This is a genomic window from Glaciihabitans tibetensis (genome assembly GCF_003003265.1).
Classification (GTDB): Bacteria; Actinomycetota; Actinomycetes; order Actinomycetales; family Microbacteriaceae; genus Glaciihabitans; species Glaciihabitans tibetensis.
In genome coordinates this window covers 98,205-121,822 of the sequence record NZ_PVTL01000007.1, presented here as the reverse complement: position 1 = coordinate 121,822, position 23,618 = coordinate 98,205, and the positions used below count along the sequence as shown (strand labels likewise).

Below are 23,618 nucleotides of genomic sequence, written 5' to 3'. Positions count from 1 at the left end.
CTCCTCCTCGACCTAGTACGCGAACGACAGGACGTCGTCGCCGGATCTTGTGGCGCGGGTCTTGTCGCCGGAGCCGGTGGTGTCATCGTCGCTGTGGTCGTCGTTGTCGCTCCGGTGCGCGATCTCGGGCATCGCCGACACCACACCACCGCGCACGTACTTAGTCAGCAGCTTCACCTCGACAACCAGCAGGGCACCGTAGACCAGGGTCAGGGTGATCAGGGAGAACAGCATCTCCCCCGCACCGACGCCCGGCGAGACCGACGCTGCGGTGAACATAAACACGCCGTCCACGCCGCTCGGGGTGGGGTTCGGAACAACGGAGAACGGCTGGCGGCCCATCTCGGTGAAGATCCAGCCCGCGGAGTTTGCCGCGAAGGGAGCGAGGATGCCGAGGATCGCCAGTCGCTGGATCCACTTGGACTCCGGCACCGTGCCCTTCCGGGTGATCCAGAGCGCAACGACGGCGGCGAAGGCGGCAAGGCCACCGAATCCGATCATCAGTCGGAAGCCCCAGTAGGTGACCTCCATGATCGGCACGTAGTTGATCTCGCTGCCGGCACGCTCCCCGTAGATTGCCTCGTCGGGAATGTTGGTGCCGTAGGCCTCCTGGTACTGAGGAACCAGCGTGTTCACGCCCTGCACCTCGGTGTCGAAGTCACCGTGGGCGAGGAACGACAGCAGACCGGGAATCTCGATCAGGCCGACGACGTCGTTACAATCGCTCGACCCGAGGTCGCCGATCGACAGTACGGAGAAGCTTGTGCCGTCCTGGCACGCGGCCTCTGCGGCGGCCATCTTGAGGGGCTGCTGCTCGAACATCAGCTTGCCCTGCAGGTCGCCGGTGATCGCGACGGCCCCGAATCCCAGAATCGCGACGACCGCGCCGATGCGCAGCGACGTGATCCAGACCTTGAAGTCCTCCTTGTCGCGTCCACCGATCTCCGGCGCTTCTCCCACAATGACGCGCTTGTCGGCGTCGACGGTGTCGATACCGTCCTTGCGGCGACGCCACAGGTGATACCAGGCGATACCCAGCAGGAACGCGCCGCCGACCGCAATCGCGCCAGAGATGGAGTGGGTGAAGGCCGAGATCGCCGTGTTGTTGGTGAGTACCGCGAAGATGTCGTTCATCACGGGCCTGCCGTCGACCAATTCAACACCGACGGGATGCTGCATCCAGGAGTTTGCGACCAGGATGAAGTAGGCGGAGGCGATCGACCCGGCGACCGCGATCCACAGGCAGGCGAGGTGGATCTTTTTCGGGAGCTTGGTCCATCCGAAGATCCACAGTCCGAGGAACGTGGACTCGAAGAAGAAGGCCAGCAGCCCCTCCATCGCCAGGGGCGCCCCGAAGACGTCGCCCACAAAGCGGGAGTACTCGCTCCAGGCCATTCCGAACTGGAATTCCTGTACGAGCCCGGTGGCAACACCGAGGATGAAGTTGATGAGGTAGAGCTTGCCCCAGAACTTGGTCATGCGCAGGTAGCGTTCTTTGCCGGTGCGCACCCACATGGTCTGCATTAGAGCGACAAGGGGCCCAAGACCCAGGGTCAGCGGAACCAACCAGAAGTGGTACACCGTGGTGATACCGAATTGCCAACGGGCGATCTCGACCGGATCCACATTTCCACCAATACTCGGGACTCGTTAGGGGGTATTTCTTCGTGCTCCTGCGTATCTCTACGCATTTCTCAGGCATTTCTACGCACGCGTAGAACTCACTTCTACGTCAGTGTAGAACACATTTCTACACGAAGTAGAACTGGGCAGGACACTGGGGTAGCCTGAATCTACGTGTCCCTATCTAATTGGTGGATAGACGGCGGAACCAGTGACCAAAGACCTGTTCCCGCCGTTCGACAGACTTTTTATCAGTTTTCAACTCGAATGACGTTTCAACAGGCGAAGGGTGGCGGTCCACATGGTGACTCTCGGTGAACTGGAACGCTCCGTGATGGACATCCTGTGGGAGTCCCCCCGTGTGCAGACACTGTCGGCTTATGAGCTGCAAGATCGGCTCGCGACATCCGCTCCCGACTCCTCAAAAAAGCTCGCGGCCACGACAATCCTGACGGTGCTCTCCCGCCTCGAGAAAAAGGGGTTCGTCGAACGCGAACGCGCGTCCCGTCCCCATCGGTACCGGTCCGCGGCATCCCGCGAAGATCACATGGCCGAGCTCATGCACGAGGTACTCGGTGGGGCGTCGAACCGGGTCGCCGTGCTGGAGCGTTTCATCGGCCAGGCGAGCTCCGGTGAGACCGACATGCTCCGCAAACTTCTCGAGTCAAGCGGTCGCTGATCCTCACAGCATCGGCCTTCCTCGCGGCTCTCGCGCTGACCCTCGCCTGGCCGGTGCCCGTCGTGCTCGCGCGCGCGACCTGGCCATGGCGCGCACCGGCGACGGCCCTGCTGCTCTGGCAGGGCATCGCTCTCGCGGGTGGGCTGTCGATGATCGGATCGTTGCTCGCGTTCGGCCTTGTACCCTTCGGCGACAACCTGTTCACGAGTGCCGACGGACTGCTGCGCGCCCTGATGACGGGTTCGACGATCTCCACGGTCGACGTTCTGCACCTGGCAAGCCTGTGTGGGGCCGTGTTGCTCGGACTGCACCTCGTGCTGAACCTGGTGCTGACGATCGTCGTGAGCGAGCGTCAGCGTCGCAGGCACCGGCAGCTCGTCGAGCTCCTCAGCTCTCCGGTTCCCGGCAGTCCCCACACCCGCCTGATTGACCACAGCGTGCCCGTCGCCTACTGCCTCCCGGGCACCGCCCACTCGGTGACGGTGTTCTCCGCGGGGCTTCTCGAGCTACTCGGCGACCGCGAACTGGCGGGCGTGATCGAGCACGAGAAGGCACACCTGCTCCAGCGCCACTACATGGTGCTCATGGCCTTCGGCGCCTGGCGTAGCTCGCTGCCGTGGTTTCCCATCGCCACCCGCGCGCACCGGGAAGTGGCGCTGTTGGTGGAGATGTTGGCGGATGACTACGCTCGGCGTGTGGTGGATGACCAGACACTCGCCACCGCGATCGCCCTCGTGAGCAGCGAGACACCGCGCGCAGTGACCGCGTCGGAGCCCTACGACAGCTGGGCCCCCGCGGCTGTCTCGCGCGAACAGCTCGCCGCCCGGGTCGGTCGTCTCATCGACGGGCGGCCTCCCGTTGCCGTCCCTGGGCGGATTCTCGTGGTCGCCGTGGCGCTGGCGCTCGTCGTCGTGCCGACGGTGTTGCTCGTGCTTCCATCGGCGTAAATTACTGATCACACGAGAGACACAACACGCAAGACACACATCAAAGGAGATGAGTGACATGTTGAAGGAAGCGCACACGGTGCTGCCCGCGAAAGACCTACAGCGCGCCCGGCAGTATTACCACGACAAGCTCGGGCTCGACCCCGACCAGGAGCACGAAGGCCTGGTGACCTACCACACCGATGGGGGAACCTACTTCGACCTCTACGAGACGCCCAACGCCGGAACGGCCCAGAACACCCAGATGTGCTGGTCGACCGACGACATCGAGGCCGAGATGCGGCAGCTGCGCGAGCACGGTGTTGTGTTCGAGGACTATGACGTTCCCGGGCTCAAGACCGTCGACGGCATCGCGACCGACGCTGACATGCGCACCGCGTGGTTCCGCGACAGCGAGGGCAACTTCCTCTGCGTCACGCAGATGCTGTGAGCCCAGGGCTACCCCTAGCCCCCACATCACGAAAAAAGCTCCGGCGTGTGCCGGAGCTTCTTTCGTGATGTCTGCAGGTTGTGATGCGATGCAGATGTGATGCAGTACAGGTTGTGGACCCTAGGAGATTCGAACTCCTGACCTCCTCGATGCGAACGAGGCGCGCTACCAACTGCGCCAAGGGCCCGTTTGCTGCGTGGCAACGTTACCAGCTTCTGCAGCAGTTTCGATAATCGTCGCTAGCTTGCCTGACGGCGGCGGCGCAGCACGGCGTCGAGGTCGGTGCCAATAACTTCGCTCGGATCAACGATTCCCATCCGGGCGAAGCGGCTGGGCGGCCCCTGCACAGCGGTTGCCTGCACAGCGATTGTCGGCGCAGCGGTTGCCGGCACAGCGGCTACAGGAACAGCGGCCACGATCGGCACAACCTCGGGCGCGGCCTGGGCCGCGCGGAGCCTCGCGTCCGCCTGTGCTGCGGCCGAGCGAAGCTCGTGCTCGGCCTCCGCTGCCGCAGCGGCCATCGCGACTGTAGTGGCCGCGGAGCCAGCAGAAGCTGTCGATGCCTGACGAGCGGCGGAAGCGACCTCGGTGCGGGAGAGGTAGAGCGGCTTCGGAACTGGCACGGGGGTCCACGCTGCAGGCGCCGCCGCGACGGTGGGAGCAGCGGGGGCCGCGGCCCGGCTCATCCGGGTGCGCGCGGGGCGGACGGCAGCAACCGGCGCGGCGGCCTTGCGTCGGGCAACGGACGCGAGGCGTACCAGCGCGGCAACTCCCGTGAGCGCGGCGATGGAGGCGAAGCCGATGACGGCACCGCCCGCTCCGGCGGCCCCGGTGGCGACCATAACGATCGCCTGCACGGCAATCACGAGGAGCGCGGCTAACACGACGAGGGAGGCGGTCGCGCGGGTGCGGCGAAGGCGACGAGCCGCGAGGATGCGAGGCGAAGTCGGAGCAACAAACGGTGTGGAATGCACGGTCGGGGGCTCCTGAGCTGCGGCTGACTTCGCACGCGCCACTGCTTCGGCGAGCGCACGCGTGTCCTCTGCCTGGTCGGTGAGAATTTGGGCGTTGTGGGTGCGGGCGGCGGCCGCGTCCCGTGATCGGGCGATCGCGAGGGATCGCTGCCGTTGCTCGCGCAGGGCTCTCTCCTGCGCGGCGATGCTGTGGGCAGACGTTTCTGCACGCACGATGGTGGGAACTTCCGACGTCTCCGCGAGAACACGCAGCGTCTGCTGCAAGCGCACCGCGTTGCGTTCCGTGGCGAGATACTCACGCCGCCTGAACCAGGTCGGCATCAGGTACACCAGCCACAGGCCCGCGGCAGCAGCGAACATAAGTCCGCCTCCGAGGCCCGAAATTTCCATGGTGCTAACGGTATGAGTAAGCAAGGCAAATGCGGGTGTGCCGCGCTGTAGCCGCGCCGAAGATTCGAAACTTACGCACGGACTTACTCACGGACCTACACGCTGGCTTACCCACGAGGCATCCGCTCTCCGTCCGGCCGCCGTGTTCCCACGAGTCGCAGCAGGTCGCGCGGGGCAAAGCTGCTGTCTCCGAGCCCGACATCCAAAAGACGATCGAATGTGCGGATGTCGGCGCCGCACGCACGGATCACGGCGTCGAGCACCCGTCTCGACTCAAGCAGCGGGTACAGCAGCGCGCTCTGGCGGTGTTGGCGTCCGAAGCGCTGACGCAGCTGCCGCGTATAGCGCGCGGCCGGGGTGTCTGCGTGTGTCGCGGCGCTGCCAGACACTGCGACCCTGTCAGAAACCGCGGCGCTGCCAGACACGGCTGCACTGTCGGACACCGCGACTCTGCCGGCCAGGGCGCCGGAGGCCAGCGCGGTGAAGATCCCCTCGCCGGTGAACGGATTGATCAGACTCGCCGCGTCGCCCGTGAGCAACACGCGCCCAACGGCCGCGCGCGGACGCTGGATAGTGAGCGGAAGAGTGTGGCCGACGAGGTCCACCCCCGTGAGGTCGAACTCGCCGAGCAGTGCGCGCAACCGCGAGGTGAGGTGTTGCCGGCCACTGCCACTCACGCGGGACAGCCCGGCAGCCGACATCCCGTACCCAATATTGCTCACGCCATCTCTGGTCGGAAAGGCCCAGGCATAGCAGAGGCCGCCCTGACGCTGGATGTCCCAGCGCAGCAGCAGTTCGTGCGCGTGGCCGGGCGGGGTGGGCGCGTAGCCGCGCAGCGCGACCGCGAGCGCGCGGCCACGGTTGGCGGGTTCGCCGACGAGCCGGCGCACCACGGAATTGGCGCCGTCTGCCGCGACGACGACGGGGGCTGTGAGCCGACCGTTGACGGTCACTTCGCGCGAGTTTTGGGTGAGTGTCGTCACCCGCTCCTGACGAAAGTGCGCACCCGCGGCGATCGCCGCCCGGGCCAGACGTTCGTCGAAGGTGCGGCGCGGCACCACGTAGCCGGGCGACTGGGTGAGCGCGGACCGCCCGCCGCCGCTCGGCGAAACCAGCCGCACCGCCGGCACGATCTCGTCAGGATCAACCGCGCTCACCCCAAGCGCGTCGAGCTCGGCGACCGCGTGCGGAGCGATCCCGTCGCCGCAGACTTTGTCGCGGCCGAGCGGGGAGCGATCCAGCAGCAGCACGCGGGCGTCCGGGCGGTCGCGGAGGGCCGCGAGTGCTGCGGCACTTCCGGCGGGGCCAGCGCCGACGACGATCAGGTCGAAGTGCTCTGCTGACATCGGCGCTGCTGGGCTACGGCCGGGAGCTGACGGTGAGCGGGGTCATTGCCCGGGTGCGGTCCACCGCGGGCACCTCGGCGTTGCCGATCGGGGCCTTGCCGTCGAGCCAGCGCCGCAGTACGCCCTGCGGGAGCTCATCGACGGTGAGCGCGAAGCAGAAGTGGTCGCGCCAGTCGCCGTTGATGTGGATGTAGCGGCGGCGCAGTCCCTCATAGCGGAAGCCCAGCTTCTCGACCACGCGAAGACTCGGCGCGTTCTCTGGGCGGATGCAGATTTCCATGCGGTGCAGGCCGAGGCCGAAGAAGCAGTGATCGGTCGCCATGGCGACCGCCGTGGGAGTCACATTGTGGCCGGCAAAGCGCTCCCCCACCCAGTAGCCGATGGTGGCGGAGCTGAGCGAACCATAGCTGATGGAGGACACGTTCAGTTGTCCGGCGAGCTCGCCGTTGTACTCAATGACGTACGGGAGTCCGTGGCCTGCACGCGCGTTGGCCTGCAGGCTCCGGATGCTCCCCCGTACGTCAAAACTGAGTGGGCCGTGCGGATTGGTTGCTTCCCATTTGCGCAACCATCCCCGGTTGTCTACGAGCTCCCGTTCGAGAGAGCGAGTATCGCGCAGCCGGATGGGCCGAATGGTGACGGCACCTTCGGTGTGCGTGGGGATGGTTGTGGCCATGGTTACTCTCGTTACTCCAGAGTGGTGACGAAGTCCTTCAGCCACGGACGAAGGTCCGGACCGAGGTCTTCGCGGTCGACCGCAAGCTGAACGATGGCCTTGATGTAGTCGAGGCGATCGCCCGTGTCGTAGCGACGACCGCGGAATACGACACCGAACACGCCCCCGGCGATGTCGTTTTCCGCGAGAGTCTGGAGTGCGTCAGTCAGCTGGATCTCTCCACCCTTTCCGGGCGGAGTGTGCTCGAGCACCTCGAATACCTCCGGCTGCAGAACGTAGCGACCGATGATCGCGAAGTTGGACGGCTGCGTTCCGGGAGCGGGCTTCTCCACCAGACCGGTGATGCGCACCACATCTTCTTCTTCAGTCGCCTCGATCGTGGCCACACCGTAGAGGTGCGCGGCCTCGGGGGCGACCTCGAGCAGGGCGACGATCGTCGCTCCGCGCTCGAGCTGCACCTGGATCATGCGCGACAGCAGCACATCACGGTCGTCGATGATGTCGTCACCGAGGAGTACGGCGAACGGCTCGTTGCCCACGTGCATCTTGGCGCGCAGAACCGCGTGCCCAAGACCCTTGGGGTCGCCCTGACGCACGTAGTGCATGTCGGCGAGTTCTGTCGAAAAGTTCACCTTGGCGAGCTTCTCTTTGTCGCCCTTGGCCAGAAGCGTAGCTTCCAGTTCCCCCACGCGGTCAAAGTGATTCTCTAGGGCGTTTTTGTTCCGCCCGGTGATCATGAGGACGTCGGTGAGGCCCGCGGTAACGGCTTCCTCAACGACGTACTGGATGGCCGGCTTGTCGACGACGGGCAACATTTCTTTCGGCATGGCCTTGGTCGCCGGAAGAAAGCGCGTACCAAGCCCCGCTGCAGGAATGACTGCCTTGGTTATGTGTGTGCTCATAGCAACAGGCTATCGGTGATCTGCTCGTATGATTGCGGAATGAACGACGAGGTCGGGCACCAAAAAAGGGCCCTGCGAGCCGAGCTCCGCGAGCGCCGTCAGACCATGACGGCCACCGAACGGGAGACCGCGGCGACCGCACTCACCCACAATCTGCAAACCTTGGCGTCGGCGCCGGGAATCAGCTATATCGCCGCATATCTGTCGACTCCGAACGAGCCGAACACGCGGGACTTTTTGGCCTGGGCTGCGGCCCGTGGCATCCGTGTGCTCCTTCCTATTTCGCGCCTCGACGGCCTACTCGACTGGGCGCCGTTCAACCCGAGTGATGAGGTGGATGACGAAGGTCGGGACGGTCTCGGCATGCCGACCCCCACGAGCGAGCTTCTCGGGCCGATCGCGATCAATGATGTCGACCTGATCATCGTGCCCGCGGCATCCGTCGACCGCACGGGCATGAGAATGGGGTGGGGTCGGGGATACTTCGACAAGACCCTCGGATCGATGGAACGCTGCCCACCCGTCTATGCTGTGATATTCGACCATGAGCTCGTCGACACGGTGCCCAGCGAGGTGCACGACCAGAAAGTCAATGGTGTGGTCACGCCCAGCTCTGTGGTGACGTTCGCCCGTTAGGCAGCTTCCACCGCACCATCCCTGCGCACTATCTACGCATGATTCAGAGGAACGAACTGCCTTGCCCACTTACTCCTACCGGTGCACGGAATGCGGCACCGCATTCGACATCCAGCAGGCATTCACCGACGACTCGCTCACGGAGTGCCCGAAGTGCGGCGGCAAGCTGCGCAAGCTGTTCAGCGCGGTCGGCGTTACGTTCAAGGGCTCGGGTTTCTACCGCAACGACTCCCGTGCCACCAAGAGCAGCTCGGACCGCCCGTCGAGCTCATCGTCGGACTCGGGGTCCTCTTCCTCGGGGTCCTCTTCTTCGGGGTCCTCTTCCTCGGACAAGAAGTCCGAGAGCAAGCCCGCCGCGGCGAGCACGTCGGGTTCGAACGGGAGCTCGTCGGGAAGCGGTTCGTCTGGAAGCGGCTCGTCCGGTGGCAGCTCGTCCGGAAGCAGCTCGTCCGGAAGCAGCTCGTCCAGCGCCTCCACCACCTCAAGTTCCTAAGGAGACCCCCATGCTGAAAGGCTTCAAGGAGTTCATCCTCCGCGGAAACGTCATCGACCTTGCCGTAGCGGTAGTCATCGGCACCGCGTTCTCAGCGATCGTCACCGCCATCGTCGCCGGAGTACTCAACCCGGCGATCGGCGCCTTGTTCAACGCGGAGTCACTCTCCACCGCGCTCGTCGTCACGATTCCGACCACCGACGACGGCTCCGCGAAGATCCTCTTCGGCGCGGTAATCGCTGCAGTCATCCAGTTTGTGCTGGTGGCGGCAGTTGTATATTTCGCTCTGATTCTCCCCATCAACTACCTGAAGAAGCGCGCGTTCCAGAAAAAGGAGGCCGGAGTTCCTGCGGTCGCCGCAGACACCCCGCCGACCGAGCTGGAGCTGCTTGCCGAGATCCGCGACCTCCTCGCGAAGACCTCCAGCGGGTCGCACCGCGAATAAGAGCACCCTCCGAGCCGCTCAGGTATCAGGTTTCGTCGGATTCGCTTAAATCTGAGCGACCATTTCTGATCCCTGAGGTGCTCTGGGGTGCTCCGAGGAGCTCTGCGGTGCTCTGAGGTGCCGGTTTCCGAGAACGGGGCGTGCCGAGCGGCCACCTGCCGAGAATCCCGCGTGCCGGGATGCTGCGCATTCAGTAGTGCGGGGGCTTCTCCGCTTTCAAGCGATCGTCGTTCTCCGTGAGGGTGTGCCGGGCCGGTTCCGGCGCGGGGCGCGGGTCACTTCCGGGCGCGGGGTCAGTTGTGGCGCGACGGTGCAGACGGCGGATGACGGGGACCGGCGACATCCCGCTGCCCTCAGCACCTCGGTCGTCAGCCCCTCGGTCATCAGCACCCCGGTCATCAGAAGAAGCCCCCGCGGAGTCGGTCATGCGCCGTTCGGCTCGGCGGCCGGCTCGGCGTGCTGCTGCTGCTGCTGCGTGATGATCGTGATGGGCTCGGTGATCGGATCAAGATCCGCGCCGAGCATGGTGACGACGCGGCTGGCAACGGCATCCGGGTCGCTGAAGAGCTCGAAGGCGTGCACCCGCAGGTAGTGCCAGCCGAGGCGACGCAGCACCTCCGGACGCAGCCGCAGCGACTCGCGCAGGCTGGAGCGGTGCAGCACGGCGTCAGTTTCGATCGTGACACAGGTGCCGAGGTGCGCCGCGACCAGGCCGAGTTTGCCGCGGTGGCCGAGGGCAACCTTGAGCCCACGGCGCTCGAGACGGCGAGCGAGGTCGACCAGCATGGGGTCGCTGTCGTCGGGAATCGGAACCTGCGCGGCTCGCGCACCCACCTCGGCGAGGATCTCCGCGAGGGCGATGGCGCCGTGTTGCATGCGCCCCTCTTCGATGTCGTCTGGCTCAAAGCAGGAGACGATCACCATGGAACGCCGGGCGCGGGTCATGGCGACGGCGAGCAGTCGGTCTCCGCCCGCCTCCCCGAGTGCGCCGAAGTTGGAGAGCACCCTGCCGTGCGGAGTGCGTCCGAAGCCGATCGAGAAGATCACCCGGTCGCGGCTCTGCGCCACGGCCTGTTCGATCGTGGTGACGGTGAAGGGCTCCGCGCGATCGCCGATGACGAACTCGGTGAGCTTTGCGTTGCCGCTGACGGCGGTGAGGACCGCCTGCTCGACCCGCACCGCGTGGCGTGCACTGGCTGTGATCACCATCAGGGATTCGTGGGGGCGGTGCTGGGCGTGGTCGAGAACCAACTCGACCGCACGCTTCACCTCGGCGTCGGGGCTCTCGACCGCACCGGAGTCCGGGTCGGGCATGCCGTGACCGTCGACGACGTAGTCGAGCGCCAGGCTGCCGTGGCCGAGGAAGCTTCCCGCCCAGGGCAGGGACTCGATGCGCCCGCCGTAGAAACGACGGTTGACCAGCTCGGCGAGGTCCTCGCCACCCGCGCGATAGCTGCGCGTCAGCGCCAGCGTGGGCAGGACCGCGGACAGCTGGGCCAGCGCGGAGTACTCGTGGAGTTCGTCGGGGGTCAGCTCGCGAGCGGGTTCGGCGAACGCGTCAAGGGCGAAGACGGCACCGGTGTCGGTTCCGGTGTCGGTTCCAGCGTCGGTCGCGCGAGAAGCCCCTGCCGTCCTGGAACCGGATGCGGGAGAAGCGCCTGCGGCTGCCGGACCCGCGCTCTGCGGCCGGTCGGGATCGGTAATCGCGATCGTGAACGGACCGGGGGTCTGCGTAACGGGATCTCCGAAGGCGACAACCTGGCGCCCGCGGCGGATCGCGCCGACGTTCTCCGCGATGGTCGTTGCACCGGCGTCCACCAGGATCACCGTGTCGAATGGCATCGTGTCGGCAATCGAGGGAATCTCGTACGGCGAGGCCAGCCAGACGGGGGCTACCGCGCGGGAGAGGTGCGGTGCCGTCGTCTGCAGGTCGAAGGCAGAGATGCGGTCGCGGCGAAGCAAGTTCTTGAGCAGCTTCGCCTCGTCCGGCCAGTCGACCAGCCCGATCTTCCAGTTCTCGGCGATCTGCCAGGACAGCAGCTGCGCGCTGCCGGAGGCGTGTGCATCATCCACGAGACGGAAGTCCGCCTCGAGTCGGTCGAGAACCGGGGTGTTCGCCCCGAGAAGCGCCCGGTCGGCGGACAGCAGCGACTCAAGCGCGGACTGCCACCAGGCCAGCTCCAGCTCTGCCTCGACCTGTTCGTCCGGGATGTGGCGGGAGGCGAGGTCGTGGATGAGAGGGGTCAGTTCGAGACCACGCAGGGTCTCCATCAGCGCCATCCGGCCCTGCAGGTTGTTGAGCACGTCGGACTCGGCGGCGAGCGCTTCGACCGCGGCGAGCAACTCCGGGATGCGGAGGTACGCGAGCTGCGTCTCCCGGGTGTGGGATCCGAGTGGCTCGTCGAGCTGCGCGAGATCCTGAACGACCACCTGGTGTGCGACCTGCACATCCGCGATGCCCACCGGCACGTGCGGCGGCACGCCTTCCGCCGCGAAGCGCTGCCAGAGCACGCGCTGCTGCTGGATGCGTACGAGCGCTTCGTGCAGATCGGAGATGTGCACGCCGGGGCGCACGTACTCGCGCGCCAGCTTCTTGAGGCGGCGGCGATTGGGGCCGGACATGTCCGGGGACTGGTTACGGGAGCCTGTCGCGGCGATGAGCTCGCTCAGCGACCGGTCGAAGACCACCGGGAGAAACTTGTCGAGGGTCTCACGCAGGTCGATGAGAAGACGGAGGTAGACGCCGAGCTCATTGATCGTCTCGAACGGGCGCATGTGCGAGTTCTCGATGAGCTCGCGGGAGCGCTCGAGAAGGCGCGGCAGCGAGTCGCCGTGCAGGCGCTTGGCGATGTCGTGTGCACGACCGGCGGCGTCGCCGGTCGCGAACTTCGCTCCGTACCAGGGTGAGTCGCCGGGCCCGTAGCGGAACTCGCCCAGCCGTGCGGCGCTGACCATGGTCTTCGCCGCGGGCCGGCGGTCACGCGCGAGCGCCTCCACGGCGGTGCGACCGAGCCGGGCCGTGGTGGACGGCGCGCTCGGCAGCAGAGCCAGCCTGCTGAGTTCGGTGACGCAGTCGAGCACGCTGATGCCCAGCACCGGGTCGGGCTTTGCGAGGGCGCCGCGATAGTCGAGCAGCACCTTGCGCAACCGCACCAACGCTTCATCCACCTCGGCGATCTGCGGCTGCACAGCCTTCTCGCTGCGGGAGATGGACCGCACCAGGTCGCGGCGGAGACTGCGCGGCGACACCGCGAGGCCCGGCAGGCCGACGTCAGTGAGGCGGTGCGCGATGCCCTGCAGCGACGCGCGGCGCGCGCTGACCACGAGCACCCGCTTGTTCTGGGCGACCAGACTGCCGATCGCGTTAACAATGGTCTGGGTTCCCCCGGTGCCTGGCAGGGTCTTCACCACAACGGAGTTGCCCGCCGTGATCTGCGCGACGATGTTCTCCTGCTCGGCGTCGGCGTCGAGCAGCAGGGTGTCGGTCTGGGGCGGACGCTCGTCTGAGTTCGGCGCTTCGGCCGGGGAGTAGCCGTCGCTCAGGGTCCAGCGTGCCGCGGCGTTGCCCGCGAGCGCGTCGAGAACGGTGTGGGAGAGATTATGGGCGTCCTCGCGCATTGTCGTGGCGACGTCGGCGAACGACGAAACCACCAGCCGGGGTTGGACGGTGAAACGATCAAGGTGGTCGGTCAGGCCGCGCAACCGGTCGATGACCTGGTTCGGCTTGAACGTTCCGTCGTCGTCCGCCAGCGCGGCGAAGGCGTCAGCGTCAAGGTCGAGGCCGAAGTGCTCCCGGAGCGCGCGCGCCAGCTGGGGATTCAGGAAGGCGTGGCCGCGCAGCTTGACCTCGAAGTCACGTCCGTGGCGACGGATGGCGAGCGGACGCAGCAGCAGGGGCGCGTCGTAGTCGACGTGTTCGTGGCGCCAGTGCACCATGCCGATGCCGAGATGCACGGCGTCGATGCCGCGCGCGGTGACGAGCTCCAGGCCCTTCGCCGCGATTGCTCCCGCCGCGAGGCGTGCGGTGCGAAGCGCGACCTCATCGCGAATGAGGTTGGAGAGCAACGTGGTCTTGCCGGTGATGAACTGCGCGAGTCCCCCGGGATGTGTAGCACTCAGCTCGATGCGGGTGCGCGGGCTGTCAACAAAGTGGAGCAGCGGAGACGGGCCGCCAACGGACCCCAATTCCGCACGCCATTCGGCCCAGATCGGTTCAGCCACGTTTCCTGCCTCGAATGATGGGTCTCCCAGATTCAACGAGTGCGGCGCCGAGCCTCGACGATTGGCGCCTCGTCGACCCGCATCCGGGCGGTCAGCGAGCACCCGTTCGTCGTCAACGAACAGTTCGTCATGATTTTTGTCGGCACGCCACACCCCCCAACCTTAAAGCCGAAGTCGGGCAATGTCTGGGAGGTTTGCCGGGTTTCCCGCATATCAGCGCACGTAAAATCAGGATTATGCCCCTCTTCCCGCCCGTTTCGAGCCTCGCTTCGGCTGCCATCGGCGCAGGCGTCCACACCGCTGTCGACGCCGTGCGTGGGGCCGCCGTCGGATTCGGAACGCTGGCACTGGCACTGGCGCTCGCGCTCGTGGTGGGCATCGCCCTGCTGTTCCGCCGACGCCAGCGCTCGACCACGCAGCCGGGTTCCTCCCCAGTTGCGCCCTCCAATGCTGCCCTCGGCATTGAGCAACTCACCCTGCACGCTGGCGCGATTTTGGTACGAGCGGATGACGCGGTCCAATCAGCCGAGAATGAGGTCGGGTTCGCCGTGGCGCAGTTCGGACCCGAGCGAACCCGAGCGTTCGCCGAGGCGGTGACCGACGCCCGCGCCCAGGTCGCCGAGGCGTTCCGCCTCAAGCAGCAGCTCGACGACGCGTACCCAGACACCGACCAGCAGCGCCGGGACTGGACGAAACGCGTCATCGCCCTCGGCGAGTCCGCCACGCGCGCAATCGATGAGCACACCCGCCAGTTCACCGCGCTTCGCCGTTCGGAGGCAGACTCCCCCACCCGGCTGCTCGACCTGCGTGCCGCTATCGAGCACACACGCGCTCGGCTGCCCGCGAGTGCGGCGACTCTGCAGCGACTCGCGGCCCGCTACGACCCGGCGCTGCTTACCGAGGTGCAGACGAACGCGGTCGACGCGGAGCAGAACCTGGCAGAGGCGGGCAGGCGAGCGGATGTCATCGCCACCCGTATTGCACCCGGCGGCGTCAATGCGGAGGCAGTCACGACCGAGCTTGACGCCGCTTCATCTCTCGTCCGCGACGCCGACCGGCTCCTCTCCGCCATCGAAGCGTGTGACACATCGGTGGGGCAGGCCGAGGCCGCGTTGTCCGCTCTGGTGGAGGCGACCCGCACCGACCTCGTGGAGTCTCGCGCGATGCGCGACGCCGCCCCCGACCCCGAGACGGGCGCACGGGTTCTTCGCGCCATCGAAGAAGTGGACTTTGTGCTCGCCGGAACCGGCTCCCCGAGCGGTCCGCGCAATCCCGTGCACGACCTCGGCCGTCTCGGATCGGCCGTGTCGACCCTCGACACCGCCCTTGCCGGGGCCCGCAACCAACAGCAACGCCTGGCTCACGCGCGTACGGCGCTGGTCGGGGCCTTGGTAGGCGCTCGCAGCGAGATCACCGTCGCCAAAACCTTTATGGCGAGCACTCACACCGACGTCGATGCGCGCACCCGCCTGGCCGAGGCGGAACGCCAGCTACTGCTCGCGGAAGCGGCGAGCGACCCGGTCGACGCCCTCGATGCGGCACGACGGGCCGCTACCGCGGCGCGCGACGCGGACGCGCTGGCCCGCTATCGCTAGCGAGGCGGCGGGTACAGGTACGACGCGACCGAGCTGATCGGGATGGTGCGGATGGCGTAGGCCAACTTCGCCATGCCGTTGTACTCCTCGATGATGACGTTGCTGCCGACGACCTCTTTGACGTACGCAACGTGGTTTCCGTTGAACCAGGCGACGGAGCCGGTGACGGGGGTGCTGCTGATGGTCCAGCCATTGGCGGCCCACGCGGACTTCCATGCGGACGCGTTTCCGCCGGTCGGGGTGAGGTTGGACCAGACGTACTTCCACGGCGCGCTCATGGAGCCGGCGTCGCGGTTGAGGCGCCAGGCAACGAAGTCGACACACTGGCGGTAGTAGTAGTTGAGAGGGGACAGCGTGTTTCCTGCGCTGGGCCAGGGGTAGTCGTCGCCGGCGGCGCGAACGGACGACACCGTGCCGGAGACGGTGCCGGTAGTGGAAGACGAAGAGGACCTGGTCGAGTAGGACGCCAGGGCGGCCGCGGCGAGCTGCTCGGCCTTCAACGCGGCGGCGGCGGCTACCTGGGCGGCCTTGAGCTCAGCTTCGCTGGTCGCGGTGATCGCGTCTTGCTGAACCTGCGCGCCAACGACGGTGTTGCCAACAGCGAGTTCCTGCGAGGTGCCGTTGGCAGCGTTGAGGGCGTCAGCTGCTTCGGAGATTTCGGCCTGGTGCTCTGAGCCAGCGGGCGCGAAAGCAAATGCGGGAAGGCTGGCGGAGGCGAGAAACCCGGGAACGGCCAGCAGCGTGATCAGCACGACGGCGGGCTTCTGCTTCTTGCTCGGGGAAACCCTGGGGGCGACGGCGACCGTGCGCTCCGGCGCGGTCAACCGGCGAGCGGCACCGCGCTCGGCGCGGGTCGGCTTAGCCGTGCGGGGCGCGGCGTGCACCGATGCGACCGCGGGCCCTGCGGGCACCACTGTCACCGGCACGGCGACGGCCTTCGCGGGACGGCGAGCCTCACGCTCCAGAGCCGCACGCGCCTCGCGACGAGACGCGTATTGAGGAGTCGAGTCCTGGCTGGTGCGGACGGCGTCCGATGAATCGGGCGTAGTCGCTTCGAGCACAGGCCGTACCTCCGGGTTCTTTCGCAGGGCCGGATGAGGACGAGATTCCCTCAAGGTGCCAGCCGAGCTACCCACCGATGCTACGCGACAACTGCCGACCTGTCACGGCAACCTCACGAATTGGTAACGGCCGGGGGGACTAACTGAGCGGTTTTGGGGGACAAATAGCGCGAATCCGCGCAATTTCTTGCGTACTCGCGCTAGATCGCAGCGAATTCCACGGTGACCACGCCAGTGACGGCACCTGACTGAGAAATTCCTCAATGTCAGGAACCGGGTCGACATGGAAGCGCAACGCCTGCATACACGGCACGAGCTGGTTGACGTAGTAGAAGTACTGGATCTGTCGTTGTTGTTCAGTCAGTTCCTGGGGGCTGGGAAATGCCGCAGGCGGGCTGGTGCCCCAGCTACACCCCGTGATGGCACCAGCCACCAACGCCAGGCAGGCTAGCCCGCTGCGCGCGATCCGTTCCACAACCCTGGAGGACGTCACGACGCAATTCTGCGCTCGTTACCGTCTCCAGACAATCGGGATTTAGGGCAAATCGCTGGCCGCGCCCGCTCCGTCGGCGCTTCGCACATCGGCGCTGTGCATATCGGCACTGCGCACATCGGCGCTGCTCAGATCGGCACTGATGCGCTGAAGGCAGTCTTCGAGGCCGCCGTACACGATCGTCGACGGCACCGAGATCATCAGGTTGATGGGTGACCCGAAGTTCTCGACCGTCATGCCCGTGGCATCCACCGTCCGTCCATCAGCGGTAATGGTCACCGGCGCGTGGTGCTCAGAGATGCGCTCGGCCATGGTTCCCGCGGCGGTGTACCCATAGAGCGGCTTGCCGAGTCCGTAAGCAAGTCCGAGCTCGAAGCAGGTACCCGAGTCTGGCTCGGCCCCCCGGAACGGGTAAAGGTTGGCGGCGACGAGGTCACACTCGCGCACCAGGTCCGCGTCCCGCCGGAAGATCGCGGCGGCGAGCTCGGCGGGGGTAAGTCCGGTCGGGTCGATCGAGATGTCCGCCGGAAACCTGCCGACAAAGCCGTACTGGGCGCACAGGGCTTTCATCTTTTCGGCACGCTCGACCGCGTCCGGGTAGAAGACGTCAAATCCGGCCAAATAGATCTTCACTGCTGCGCCTCTCGTTCGGCTTTCGCCTTCGCCACCCCACACGCGGCCGCGGGCGGGGACACCGTCGGGGTGCGCGCAACAGTATCAACTGATCACTGGCGCGCCGCCCATAGAATGGGAGACGGGAGTGCTGAATCGGATGAAAAAGAACGACAACGAAGAGCCACGCGACGAGTTCGATCACGTGATGCTCCCCGCTTTTATGGCCAAGCCCCTCGGCTTTTTGCAGAACCCTTCAGCCGGAGCTTCGCCGCGGGAGCGCACCGCCGACTCGACTCCCCGCGACGCTGACCCCTATGCGACTGATTCGAACGGGGCTGACGCATACGAGGCTGACGCGTACGAGCCTGATCCCTACGGCGCAGAGCCGGACGAGCGCGACTCGCGCGGCGACGACGCCCGAAAAAGCGCGCCGCCAGCCAAATGGTGGTCGGGTGTGCGCGGCCGCACGCTGATCTATGTCGGAGGGACCGTCGTCTGGCTGTACCTCCAGTCGCGCAACTAGCCGGGCCAGCCCAACCACCTGGCCGGCACCGGCCGTGCTAGCCGGGCCAGCCCAACGAGCCGGTCAGAACGGAAGGTTTGTGGAGCCGGGGCTGACGATCAGGATTCCCGTGATCTTGCCGCTGCTGCTGTAAGCGACGCGCCCCATCCACTCCCCCGCCTCGTGGTTGAGCTGGGTTTGACCTACGACGCCCGCGCCGAGGTACTGGTTCCACAGCTGCTCGGCGACTGTTCGCCCGTCGAGTGTCTGCACGACGGTTTTCGAGCACGATTCGAACTGACCGCTGGATGCGATGACGCCGGTCCAGACATCCATCACCCTCTTCTTGGTTAGGGCACGAGCACACGTGAAGGTCATCAAGGACTTCACCGCCCCGAAGTCTCCCTTGTTCAGACTGCGGAAGACATTCTCTGTTCGTTCCACGAGGTTCACGACGGGCTGGCTCATGAGGTGCTCTCCTGTCTCGCTTGTTGGGTTGGGGACGGCTCCGAACCGCTTGAAGGCGGCCTGGCGGCTGGTACCGAGCGCATCGCCGATTACCTGCCACGACACTCCGTCCGCGCGGGCGGCGATGACCGCGCCGTGCAGACGCGCCTCCGCGATCGTGATGAGTTCGTCGGCAGACCGGATCGCCCGGACGTAGTCGTCTGCGCTGACTTCTGCGGCTGCCTCTGCGGCTGCGCCTGCACCTACTTCTGCGTCTGGCATGGCGTAAACTTACCACCGAAAAGCGTGAAGTGTCATCGACTGAATGACAAACCACATTTTGACTCAGTTGCTCTGGCGGCACCGTGCGACCCGTCTCCCTCCTATACGCGCGCTCCCGGCTTATTCATACTGGAGGCATGGACAGTGCAGTCCGTCCTCGCCAGGACGAAACCCTTCTCGAACTTCGCTTTCACCGGAAGCCGTCAACACCAACCGCGACGGAGCAGCGATGACCGCCAGGGACCGATTCACCGACGCCGAATGGACCACGGTCGGCCGCGCGCCTTTTATGACTGGCGTTTTCATCGCGTCGTCCGATCTGAGTGACGCGATCGGAATCGTGCGCGAGCTTCTGACCGTCGAAGCGCTGGTGGCTGCCGAGGCGAACAAGCACCGCGGACTCGCCCTCGCCAAGCAGATCTTCGCGGACATCGAGGCAGGAACATTGAGTTCGGATGTCGGGGCGCTCAACGACGAGCCGGAGACACGCACGAGGGCGCTCGAGTCGGTGATCAGCGCCGTTCGATTGGTCGCGGCGAATGACCCGGCCCAGGCGCCCGCCTACCGGGACTGGCTGGTGCGGATCGCGCACGGAGTCGCCGAGGCGACGCGAGAGGGACGCGTGCTCAGGTTCGCCCACCGGATGAGCGGTCACGAGAAGTCCGCGCTGGCGGAACTCGAGAGGGCGCTCCGGGCTGCCGCCTAGGTGGTTGGGCTGGCCACAGCGTTGCTCGGCACCGCGTTGCTAGCTTCGGCGTTGCTAACCTCAGCGCCGCGGCCGAGGCCGAGAGCCGGCAGCAGCACACCGTCGATCAGCGCGATGAGGAATTTGCGGTCGACGGGTTTGCGTTCGATCAGCACCCGATACGCCGCGATCGAGGGCGACACGATCGACAGCGTGGCGATGTCGCAATCCGGCGAGATCTCGCCCCGATCGATGGCGCGCTGCATCAGGAAGAGGTTCGCCTCGGCGCGGGGCCTCACCAGCGCGTTGTTGGCAGCGTCCGCGAGCTCGGGGGCGGCGGACAGCATCGACATGAGTCCGGCCATAATCTGCAGCTTCTTCTCCGCCTCCTCCATCGTGCGCGGCTTGATCATGGCCACGAGGTCGCCGCGGAGGGTTCCGGTGTCCGGCAGGTGCGAGCGTTCGAAGTCGTTCTGCTTCATGCAGGCGACCGCGTCGATCACCAGTTCGCTCTTCGACGGCCATCGTCGGTAGAGCGTCGCTTTGCCCGCCTTGGCGCGCGCGGCAACCATGTCGATCGTCATGCCGTCGAATCCGGTCTCGGCGAGCACCTCGAGCGCCGCGGTCAGGATCTCCGGATCGCGGGTGTGATCCCGCTTGCGGCCGAGCCGCGGCGGGTGGGAGTCGGGCTGCACCATTGCGGCGGCTTCTCCTTCTGTTGTCTGTGACACCTCAAAATGGTACCGCGCAGCACCTCTGTCACGGCTGGGCAAATTCAGGAACTGTTAAGATCCGGAACTCCACAGTATCGTATAGGGTCTCATTTATGCCTAAAACGATCCCCGCTCGCGCAACCGCGCCGAGCACCCCGGCGCCACACTCCCGCCGCTGGTTCACCCTCATAACCGTCGGCCTCGCACAGCTGATGGTGGTTCTCGACTCCACGGTGGTGAACATCGCACTGCCCTCCGCCCAGGCCGACCTCGGCTTCTCCAACGGCGACCGCCAGTGGATCGTCACCGCCTACTCCCTCGCGTTTGCGAGCCTTCTTCTACTCGGTGGTCGTCTCTCCGATCTTCTCGGTCGCAAGCGCACCTTCATCATCGGCCTCATCGGTTTCGCCGTGGCATCCGCTCTGGGAGGCGCCGCCGGCACCTTCGGCCTGCTCGTCGGCGCCCGCGCCCTGCAGGGTGCGTTCGGCGCACTGCTCGCGCCCACCGCGCTTGCCGTTCTGACCACGACATTCACGATCCCGAAGGAGCGTGCGCGCGCATTTGGCGTGTTCGGCGCGATCGCCGGGGCCGGCGGCGCCGTCGGCCTGCTGCTCGGGGGCTTCCTCACCGAGAACTTCGACTGGCGCTGGAACCTCTACATCAACGTGTTTATCGCCATCATTGCGATCATCGGCTCCGTGCTCTTCGTAGACCACGTCGTTCGCACCGGTCCCCGCCCGAAGCTCGACATCCCGGGAACCGTCCTCGTTTCGGCCGCCTTGTTCGGCCTGGTCTACGGCTTCTCCAATGCCGAAACCGATGGTTGGGACTCGCCCCTCACCTGGGGCATGCTCGCCGGCGCCGTCGTGCTGCTCGTGGCCTTTGTGCTCTGGCAGCGCAGGGCCGCCCACCCCCTGCTCCCGCTGTCGATCGTGCTCGACCGCAACCGCGGCGCGGCCTACATCTCGGTGCTCATCGCCGGCGCGGGGATGTTCGGGATCTTCCTCTTCGTCACCTACTACCTCCAGACATCCCTCTTCTACTCCCCCATGCAGACCGGTGTCTCGTTCCTGCCGATGATCGCGATGCTGATTCTCGCCGCGCAGCTGTCGACCAACATCTTCGTGCCGAGGTTCGGCCCCAAGGTGATGGTGCCGTTCGGAATGACGCTCGGCGCGCTGGGTATGGCCCTGCTCACCAACCTCGACACCGACAGCTCCTACGTTGCCAACGTTCTGCCGCCGCTGATGATCCTCGGCTTCGCGATGGGCTCGATCATGCCCGCCTCGATGCAGACCGCAACCCTCGGTGTGGACCGCCAGTTCGCCGGCGTCACCTCCGCGATGGTCAACACGAGCCAGCAGGTTGGCGGATCGATTGGCACCGCGCTGCTGAACACGCTCGCGGCCACCTCGGCGGCAAACTACGTTGCCGGGCACCTGCCCGAATCTGCTGAGGTTGTGGCGGACGCCGCGGTGGCCAGCTACGCAACCGCCTACTGGTGGGGCGCCAGCTTCTTCGCGGTGGGAGCCGTCATCGCCGCGCTGCTGTTCCGCCGCAAGGGCCAGGGCCTGTCGCTGTCAGATCCGCACCCCGCTGCTGGGGCGACCGCGGGCGACGCTGCCGACCGCGACGTACTCGACGCCGCGCGGGTCGCAGCCCGGTGACGCCGCAGTAATGCGTGCCGCGGCGCAGGTTGTTTCCCAGCAACCTGTGCCGCGACCGCCCGCGCAAGAACGCCCTCCGCGACCGGCTAGTGTCAACGGGGGCGCGCTTCGGCATGACCCCGCGGACGATGGAGTCGTTATGCCCCTTTCTGAACTGCAGCCGTCCCGCGACGGCCGCCGCACCGTCTTCGCCCGCGCCCAGCTGCCGTTCCTGATCATGACCCTCCTGCTGGCGATCGCTGTCGCTGTCGCCCTGCCCTCAGATTTGCTCTCGATAGAATTTCTGACGGGTGTAGCGATCGCCGTGGCCGCCTCCATCGTCGCCCTGACCGTGCCGTGGGAACGTCATTCCAGCCAGTGGCTCATCACGATCGCCGTCGCCGACCTTGTCGCCGTCGCATTCCTGCGCTTTGCGGTCTACCCGGAGATCGCCGGAGTGGGCCTCCTCGCCATATTTCCCGCGCTCTGGTTCGCCTACGGTTTTCATCCCGCGTACGCCCCGATCGGCGTGATCGGCGCATTCTTCGTCACCCTGTTTCCGCTCGTTTACACGCGTGAGCTCCCGACCTCAGCGCTGGGGTGGGTCAACGTGCTCACGCTGCCGGTGGCGGTCGCGCTCATCATGCTCGCCGTTCAAACCGCCGCTACACAGATGCGCCTCAGCCGCGGCCGCCTGATCGAGAACTCTCGCAAACTCGCGGCCGCACTCGATGAATCGGAAGACAACGGCATCATCGCCCGCACCATTTTCGATACGGTCGACGCGGCGATGACGTTCTACGGCGTCGACAATCGCCTCCTGATTGCGAACCAAACGGCCCTCGATATGTCGAATCGTCTCGGCTTCAGGCTTGATGACCCGCCCTTCGCAGACGTGGACGTTCTCGCGGCAGACCGCACGACCCCGCTTCCGGCCGAGCAACAGCTCGTTGCCCGGGCATTGCGCGGCGAAGAAGTGACCGGTCACATCGAATGGCTTGGACCTCCCGGCGACCAGGTAGCCATCATGGGGAGCGCCCGGCAGGTGCATCGCGTCGATGGCCACCTTCTGGGAACCGTGATCGCCGCCTACAACATCACCGAGCTGGCCAACGCGATCGACGTGCGCGAGCGGTTTCTCACGACGGTCTCCCACGAGTTGCGTACGCCGCTGACCTCGATCATGGGCTACCTGGAGATGATTGAGGACGAGGTGGATGCCGCTGCCCTCGGCGTCGACGGCTATTTCAGCATCGTCCGGCGCAACTCCGTCGAGCTCCTCGCGCGCATCTCGGAGTTGCTGCAGTTCTCGGACAAAGCAGCCCCGGTCGTGCGCAGCAGCGACGACATCCGCGGCATCGTTTTAGCCGCCGTTACCAATGCGATGCCCGCAGCAACCGCCGCGGGGCTGACGGTCGAACACCGGCTCGCCGACGGTCCGGGCGCGCTTGTGGACTCGCGCCGATTTGATCAGGTGATCGACAATCTCCTGTCCAATGCGATCAAGTACTCGCCCGCCGGCGGCACAGTTGTGGTGGAGCTGCGCCACACGAGTGCGGAGACCGTGCTCTCGGTCAGCGACACCGGCGCCGGCATGACGCCCGACGAGCAGAGCCAGGCGTTCGATCCGTTCTATCGTTCCGCAAGCGCCCGCGTCGGGGCAATCCCCGGGTTTGGTGTCGGCCTGTCAATTGTGAAGGAGATCGTCGCCGCGCACGGCGGCGACATCACGGTCTCGAGTGCGCCAGGCGAGGGCACCACCATGACCGTCCGCGTCCCGCGTCAGGTCGAGCCCTAGCGAGAAGAATCAGTCCATC

Annotated in this window: 21 protein-coding genes, 1 tRNA gene and 1 pseudogene; 11 read left to right on the top strand and 12 right to left on the bottom strand. The window is 66.1% G+C overall.

Going from position 1 to position 23,618, the window contains the following annotated elements; translation table 11 throughout:
* Positions 1–12: 12 nt before the first annotated feature.
* Positions 13–1,626, bottom strand: coding sequence for a cytochrome ubiquinol oxidase subunit I (locus B0I08_RS13625; protein ID WP_106213755.1), 1,614 nt, complete (start codon positions 1,624–1,626; stop codon positions 13–15).
* 298 nt (positions 1,627–1,924) lie between these two features.
* Between B0I08_RS13625 and B0I08_RS13620 the strand changes: the two genes are divergently transcribed.
* The 3 genes from B0I08_RS13620 to B0I08_RS13610 are packed head-to-tail and all read left to right on the top strand — an operon-like array spanning position 1,925 to position 3,679.
* On the top strand, positions 1,925–2,302 hold the full coding sequence (locus tag B0I08_RS13620) for a BlaI/MecI/CopY family transcriptional regulator (protein ID WP_106213753.1): 378 nt from the start codon (positions 1,925–1,927) through the stop codon (positions 2,300–2,302).
* Positions 2,303–2,355: 53 nt separating this feature from the next.
* On the top strand, positions 2,356–3,249 hold the full coding sequence (locus tag B0I08_RS13615) for a M56 family metallopeptidase (RefSeq protein ID WP_245884812.1): 894 nt from the start codon (positions 2,356–2,358) through the stop codon (positions 3,247–3,249).
* Between the two features lie 49 nt (positions 3,250–3,298).
* Positions 3,299–3,679: a VOC family protein gene (locus tag B0I08_RS13610; protein ID WP_342748182.1), complete on the top strand. Its 381-nt coding sequence runs from the start codon at positions 3,299–3,301 to the stop codon at positions 3,677–3,679.
* Between the two features lie 114 nt (positions 3,680–3,793).
* Here B0I08_RS13610 and B0I08_RS13605 read toward each other — a convergent pair.
* The 5 genes from B0I08_RS13605 to galU all read right to left on the bottom strand — a co-directional run bounded on the left by B0I08_RS13605 (position 3,794) and on the right by galU (position 7,967).
* Positions 3,794–3,866 (bottom strand) — tRNA-Ala (locus B0I08_RS13605).
* A gap of 52 nt (positions 3,867–3,918) precedes the next feature.
* The gene (locus B0I08_RS13600) at positions 3,919–5,043 is read right to left on the bottom strand and encodes a hypothetical protein (RefSeq protein ID WP_106213747.1); all 1,125 of its coding nucleotides are present in this window, start codon (positions 5,041–5,043) and stop codon (positions 3,919–3,921) included.
* Between the two features lie 107 nt (positions 5,044–5,150).
* Positions 5,151–6,389 (bottom strand): geranylgeranyl reductase family protein, encoded by a 1,239-nt coding sequence (locus tag B0I08_RS13595; protein ID WP_106213745.1) that lies wholly within the window; start codon positions 6,387–6,389, stop codon positions 5,151–5,153.
* A 13-nt stretch (positions 6,390–6,402) separates the two neighbouring features.
* Positions 6,403–7,065, bottom strand: a complete 663-nt coding sequence (locus B0I08_RS13590; protein ID WP_106213743.1) for a GNAT family N-acetyltransferase — start codon at positions 7,063–7,065, stop codon at positions 6,403–6,405.
* 11 nt (positions 7,066–7,076) lie between these two features.
* Positions 7,077–7,967, bottom strand: a complete 891-nt coding sequence (galU, locus tag B0I08_RS13585) for a UTP--glucose-1-phosphate uridylyltransferase GalU (RefSeq protein ID WP_106213741.1) — start codon at positions 7,965–7,967, stop codon at positions 7,077–7,079.
* A gap of 39 nt (positions 7,968–8,006) precedes the next feature.
* Here galU and B0I08_RS13580 point away from each other — a divergent pair, with 39 nt between their 5' ends.
* Both B0I08_RS13580 and B0I08_RS18240 read left to right on the top strand, forming a co-directional pair.
* Complete coding sequence (locus B0I08_RS13580) at positions 8,007–8,603, top strand: 5-formyltetrahydrofolate cyclo-ligase (RefSeq protein WP_106213739.1); 597 nt, start codon at positions 8,007–8,009, stop codon at positions 8,601–8,603.
* 61 nt (positions 8,604–8,664) lie between these two features.
* Positions 8,665–8,805 (top strand): annotated as a pseudogene (locus tag B0I08_RS18240) (FmdB family zinc ribbon protein); the annotation flags it as partial.
* Positions 8,806–8,819: 14 nt separating this feature from the next.
* Here B0I08_RS18240 and B0I08_RS18235 read toward each other — a convergent pair.
* Positions 8,820–9,083 (bottom strand): hypothetical protein, encoded by a 264-nt coding sequence (locus B0I08_RS18235; protein WP_342748185.1) that lies wholly within the window; start codon positions 9,081–9,083, stop codon positions 8,820–8,822.
* A gap of 23 nt (positions 9,084–9,106) precedes the next feature.
* Here B0I08_RS18235 and mscL point away from each other — a divergent pair, with 23 nt between their 5' ends.
* A complete protein-coding gene (gene mscL, locus B0I08_RS13570; RefSeq protein WP_106213735.1) occupies positions 9,107–9,541 on the top strand; it encodes a large conductance mechanosensitive channel protein MscL in 435 nt (144 codons plus the stop codon).
* A gap of 423 nt (positions 9,542–9,964) precedes the next feature.
* On the opposite strand, the gene B0I08_RS18100 is transcribed toward mscL, so the two are convergent.
* Positions 9,965–13,915 carry an AAA family ATPase gene (locus B0I08_RS18100; protein WP_425433004.1) on the bottom strand — a complete coding sequence of 1,317 codons (3,951 nt, stop codon included), beginning with the start codon at positions 13,913–13,915 and terminating at the stop codon, positions 9,965–9,967.
* An 83-nt stretch (positions 13,916–13,998) separates the two neighbouring features.
* Between B0I08_RS18100 and B0I08_RS13560 the strand changes: the two genes are divergently transcribed.
* Positions 13,999–15,357 carry a hypothetical protein gene (locus B0I08_RS13560; RefSeq protein WP_106213733.1) on the top strand — a complete coding sequence of 453 codons (1,359 nt, stop codon included), beginning with the start codon at positions 13,999–14,001 and terminating at the stop codon, positions 15,355–15,357.
* Here B0I08_RS13560 and B0I08_RS13555 read toward each other — a convergent pair.
* Both B0I08_RS13555 and B0I08_RS13550 read right to left on the bottom strand, forming a co-directional pair.
* On the bottom strand, positions 15,354–16,418 hold the full coding sequence (locus tag B0I08_RS13555; protein ID WP_181243419.1) for a CHAP domain-containing protein: 1,065 nt from the start codon (positions 16,416–16,418) through the stop codon (positions 15,354–15,356). The two genes, B0I08_RS13560 and B0I08_RS13555, sit on opposite strands and share 4 nt — an antisense overlap.
* A gap of 535 nt (positions 16,419–16,953) precedes the next feature.
* On the bottom strand, positions 16,954–17,544 hold the full coding sequence (locus B0I08_RS13550; RefSeq protein ID WP_106213729.1) for a nucleoside 2-deoxyribosyltransferase: 591 nt from the start codon (positions 17,542–17,544) through the stop codon (positions 16,954–16,956).
* Between the two features lie 139 nt (positions 17,545–17,683).
* Here B0I08_RS13550 and B0I08_RS13545 point away from each other — a divergent pair, with 139 nt between their 5' ends.
* A complete protein-coding gene (locus B0I08_RS13545; protein WP_106213727.1) occupies positions 17,684–18,049 on the top strand; it encodes a hypothetical protein in 366 nt (121 codons plus the stop codon).
* A 63-nt stretch (positions 18,050–18,112) separates the two neighbouring features.
* Here the strand turns inward: B0I08_RS13545 and B0I08_RS13540 are convergent, their stop codons facing one another.
* Complete coding sequence (locus B0I08_RS13540) at positions 18,113–18,757, bottom strand: hypothetical protein (protein WP_106213725.1); 645 nt, start codon at positions 18,755–18,757, stop codon at positions 18,113–18,115.
* Between the two features lie 229 nt (positions 18,758–18,986).
* Here B0I08_RS13540 and B0I08_RS13535 point away from each other — a divergent pair, with 229 nt between their 5' ends.
* Complete coding sequence (locus B0I08_RS13535; protein WP_106213723.1) at positions 18,987–19,463, top strand: hypothetical protein; 477 nt, start codon at positions 18,987–18,989, stop codon at positions 19,461–19,463.
* Here the strand turns inward: B0I08_RS13535 and B0I08_RS13530 are convergent.
* Positions 19,460–20,173: a TetR/AcrR family transcriptional regulator gene (locus B0I08_RS13530; protein ID WP_245884810.1), complete on the bottom strand. Its 714-nt coding sequence runs from the start codon at positions 20,171–20,173 to the stop codon at positions 19,460–19,462. The genes B0I08_RS13535 and B0I08_RS13530 overlap by 4 nt on opposite strands.
* A 95-nt stretch (positions 20,174–20,268) precedes the next feature.
* Between B0I08_RS13530 and B0I08_RS13525 the strand changes: the two genes are divergently transcribed.
* Positions 20,269–21,822, top strand: a complete 1,554-nt coding sequence (locus B0I08_RS13525) for an MFS transporter (RefSeq protein ID WP_106213719.1) — start codon at positions 20,269–20,271, stop codon at positions 21,820–21,822.
* A 139-nt stretch (positions 21,823–21,961) separates the two neighbouring features.
* Positions 21,962–23,599: a sensor histidine kinase gene (locus tag B0I08_RS13520; RefSeq protein ID WP_181243418.1), complete on the top strand. Its 1,638-nt coding sequence runs from the start codon at positions 21,962–21,964 to the stop codon at positions 23,597–23,599.
* Positions 23,600–23,618: the final 19 nt, after the last annotated feature.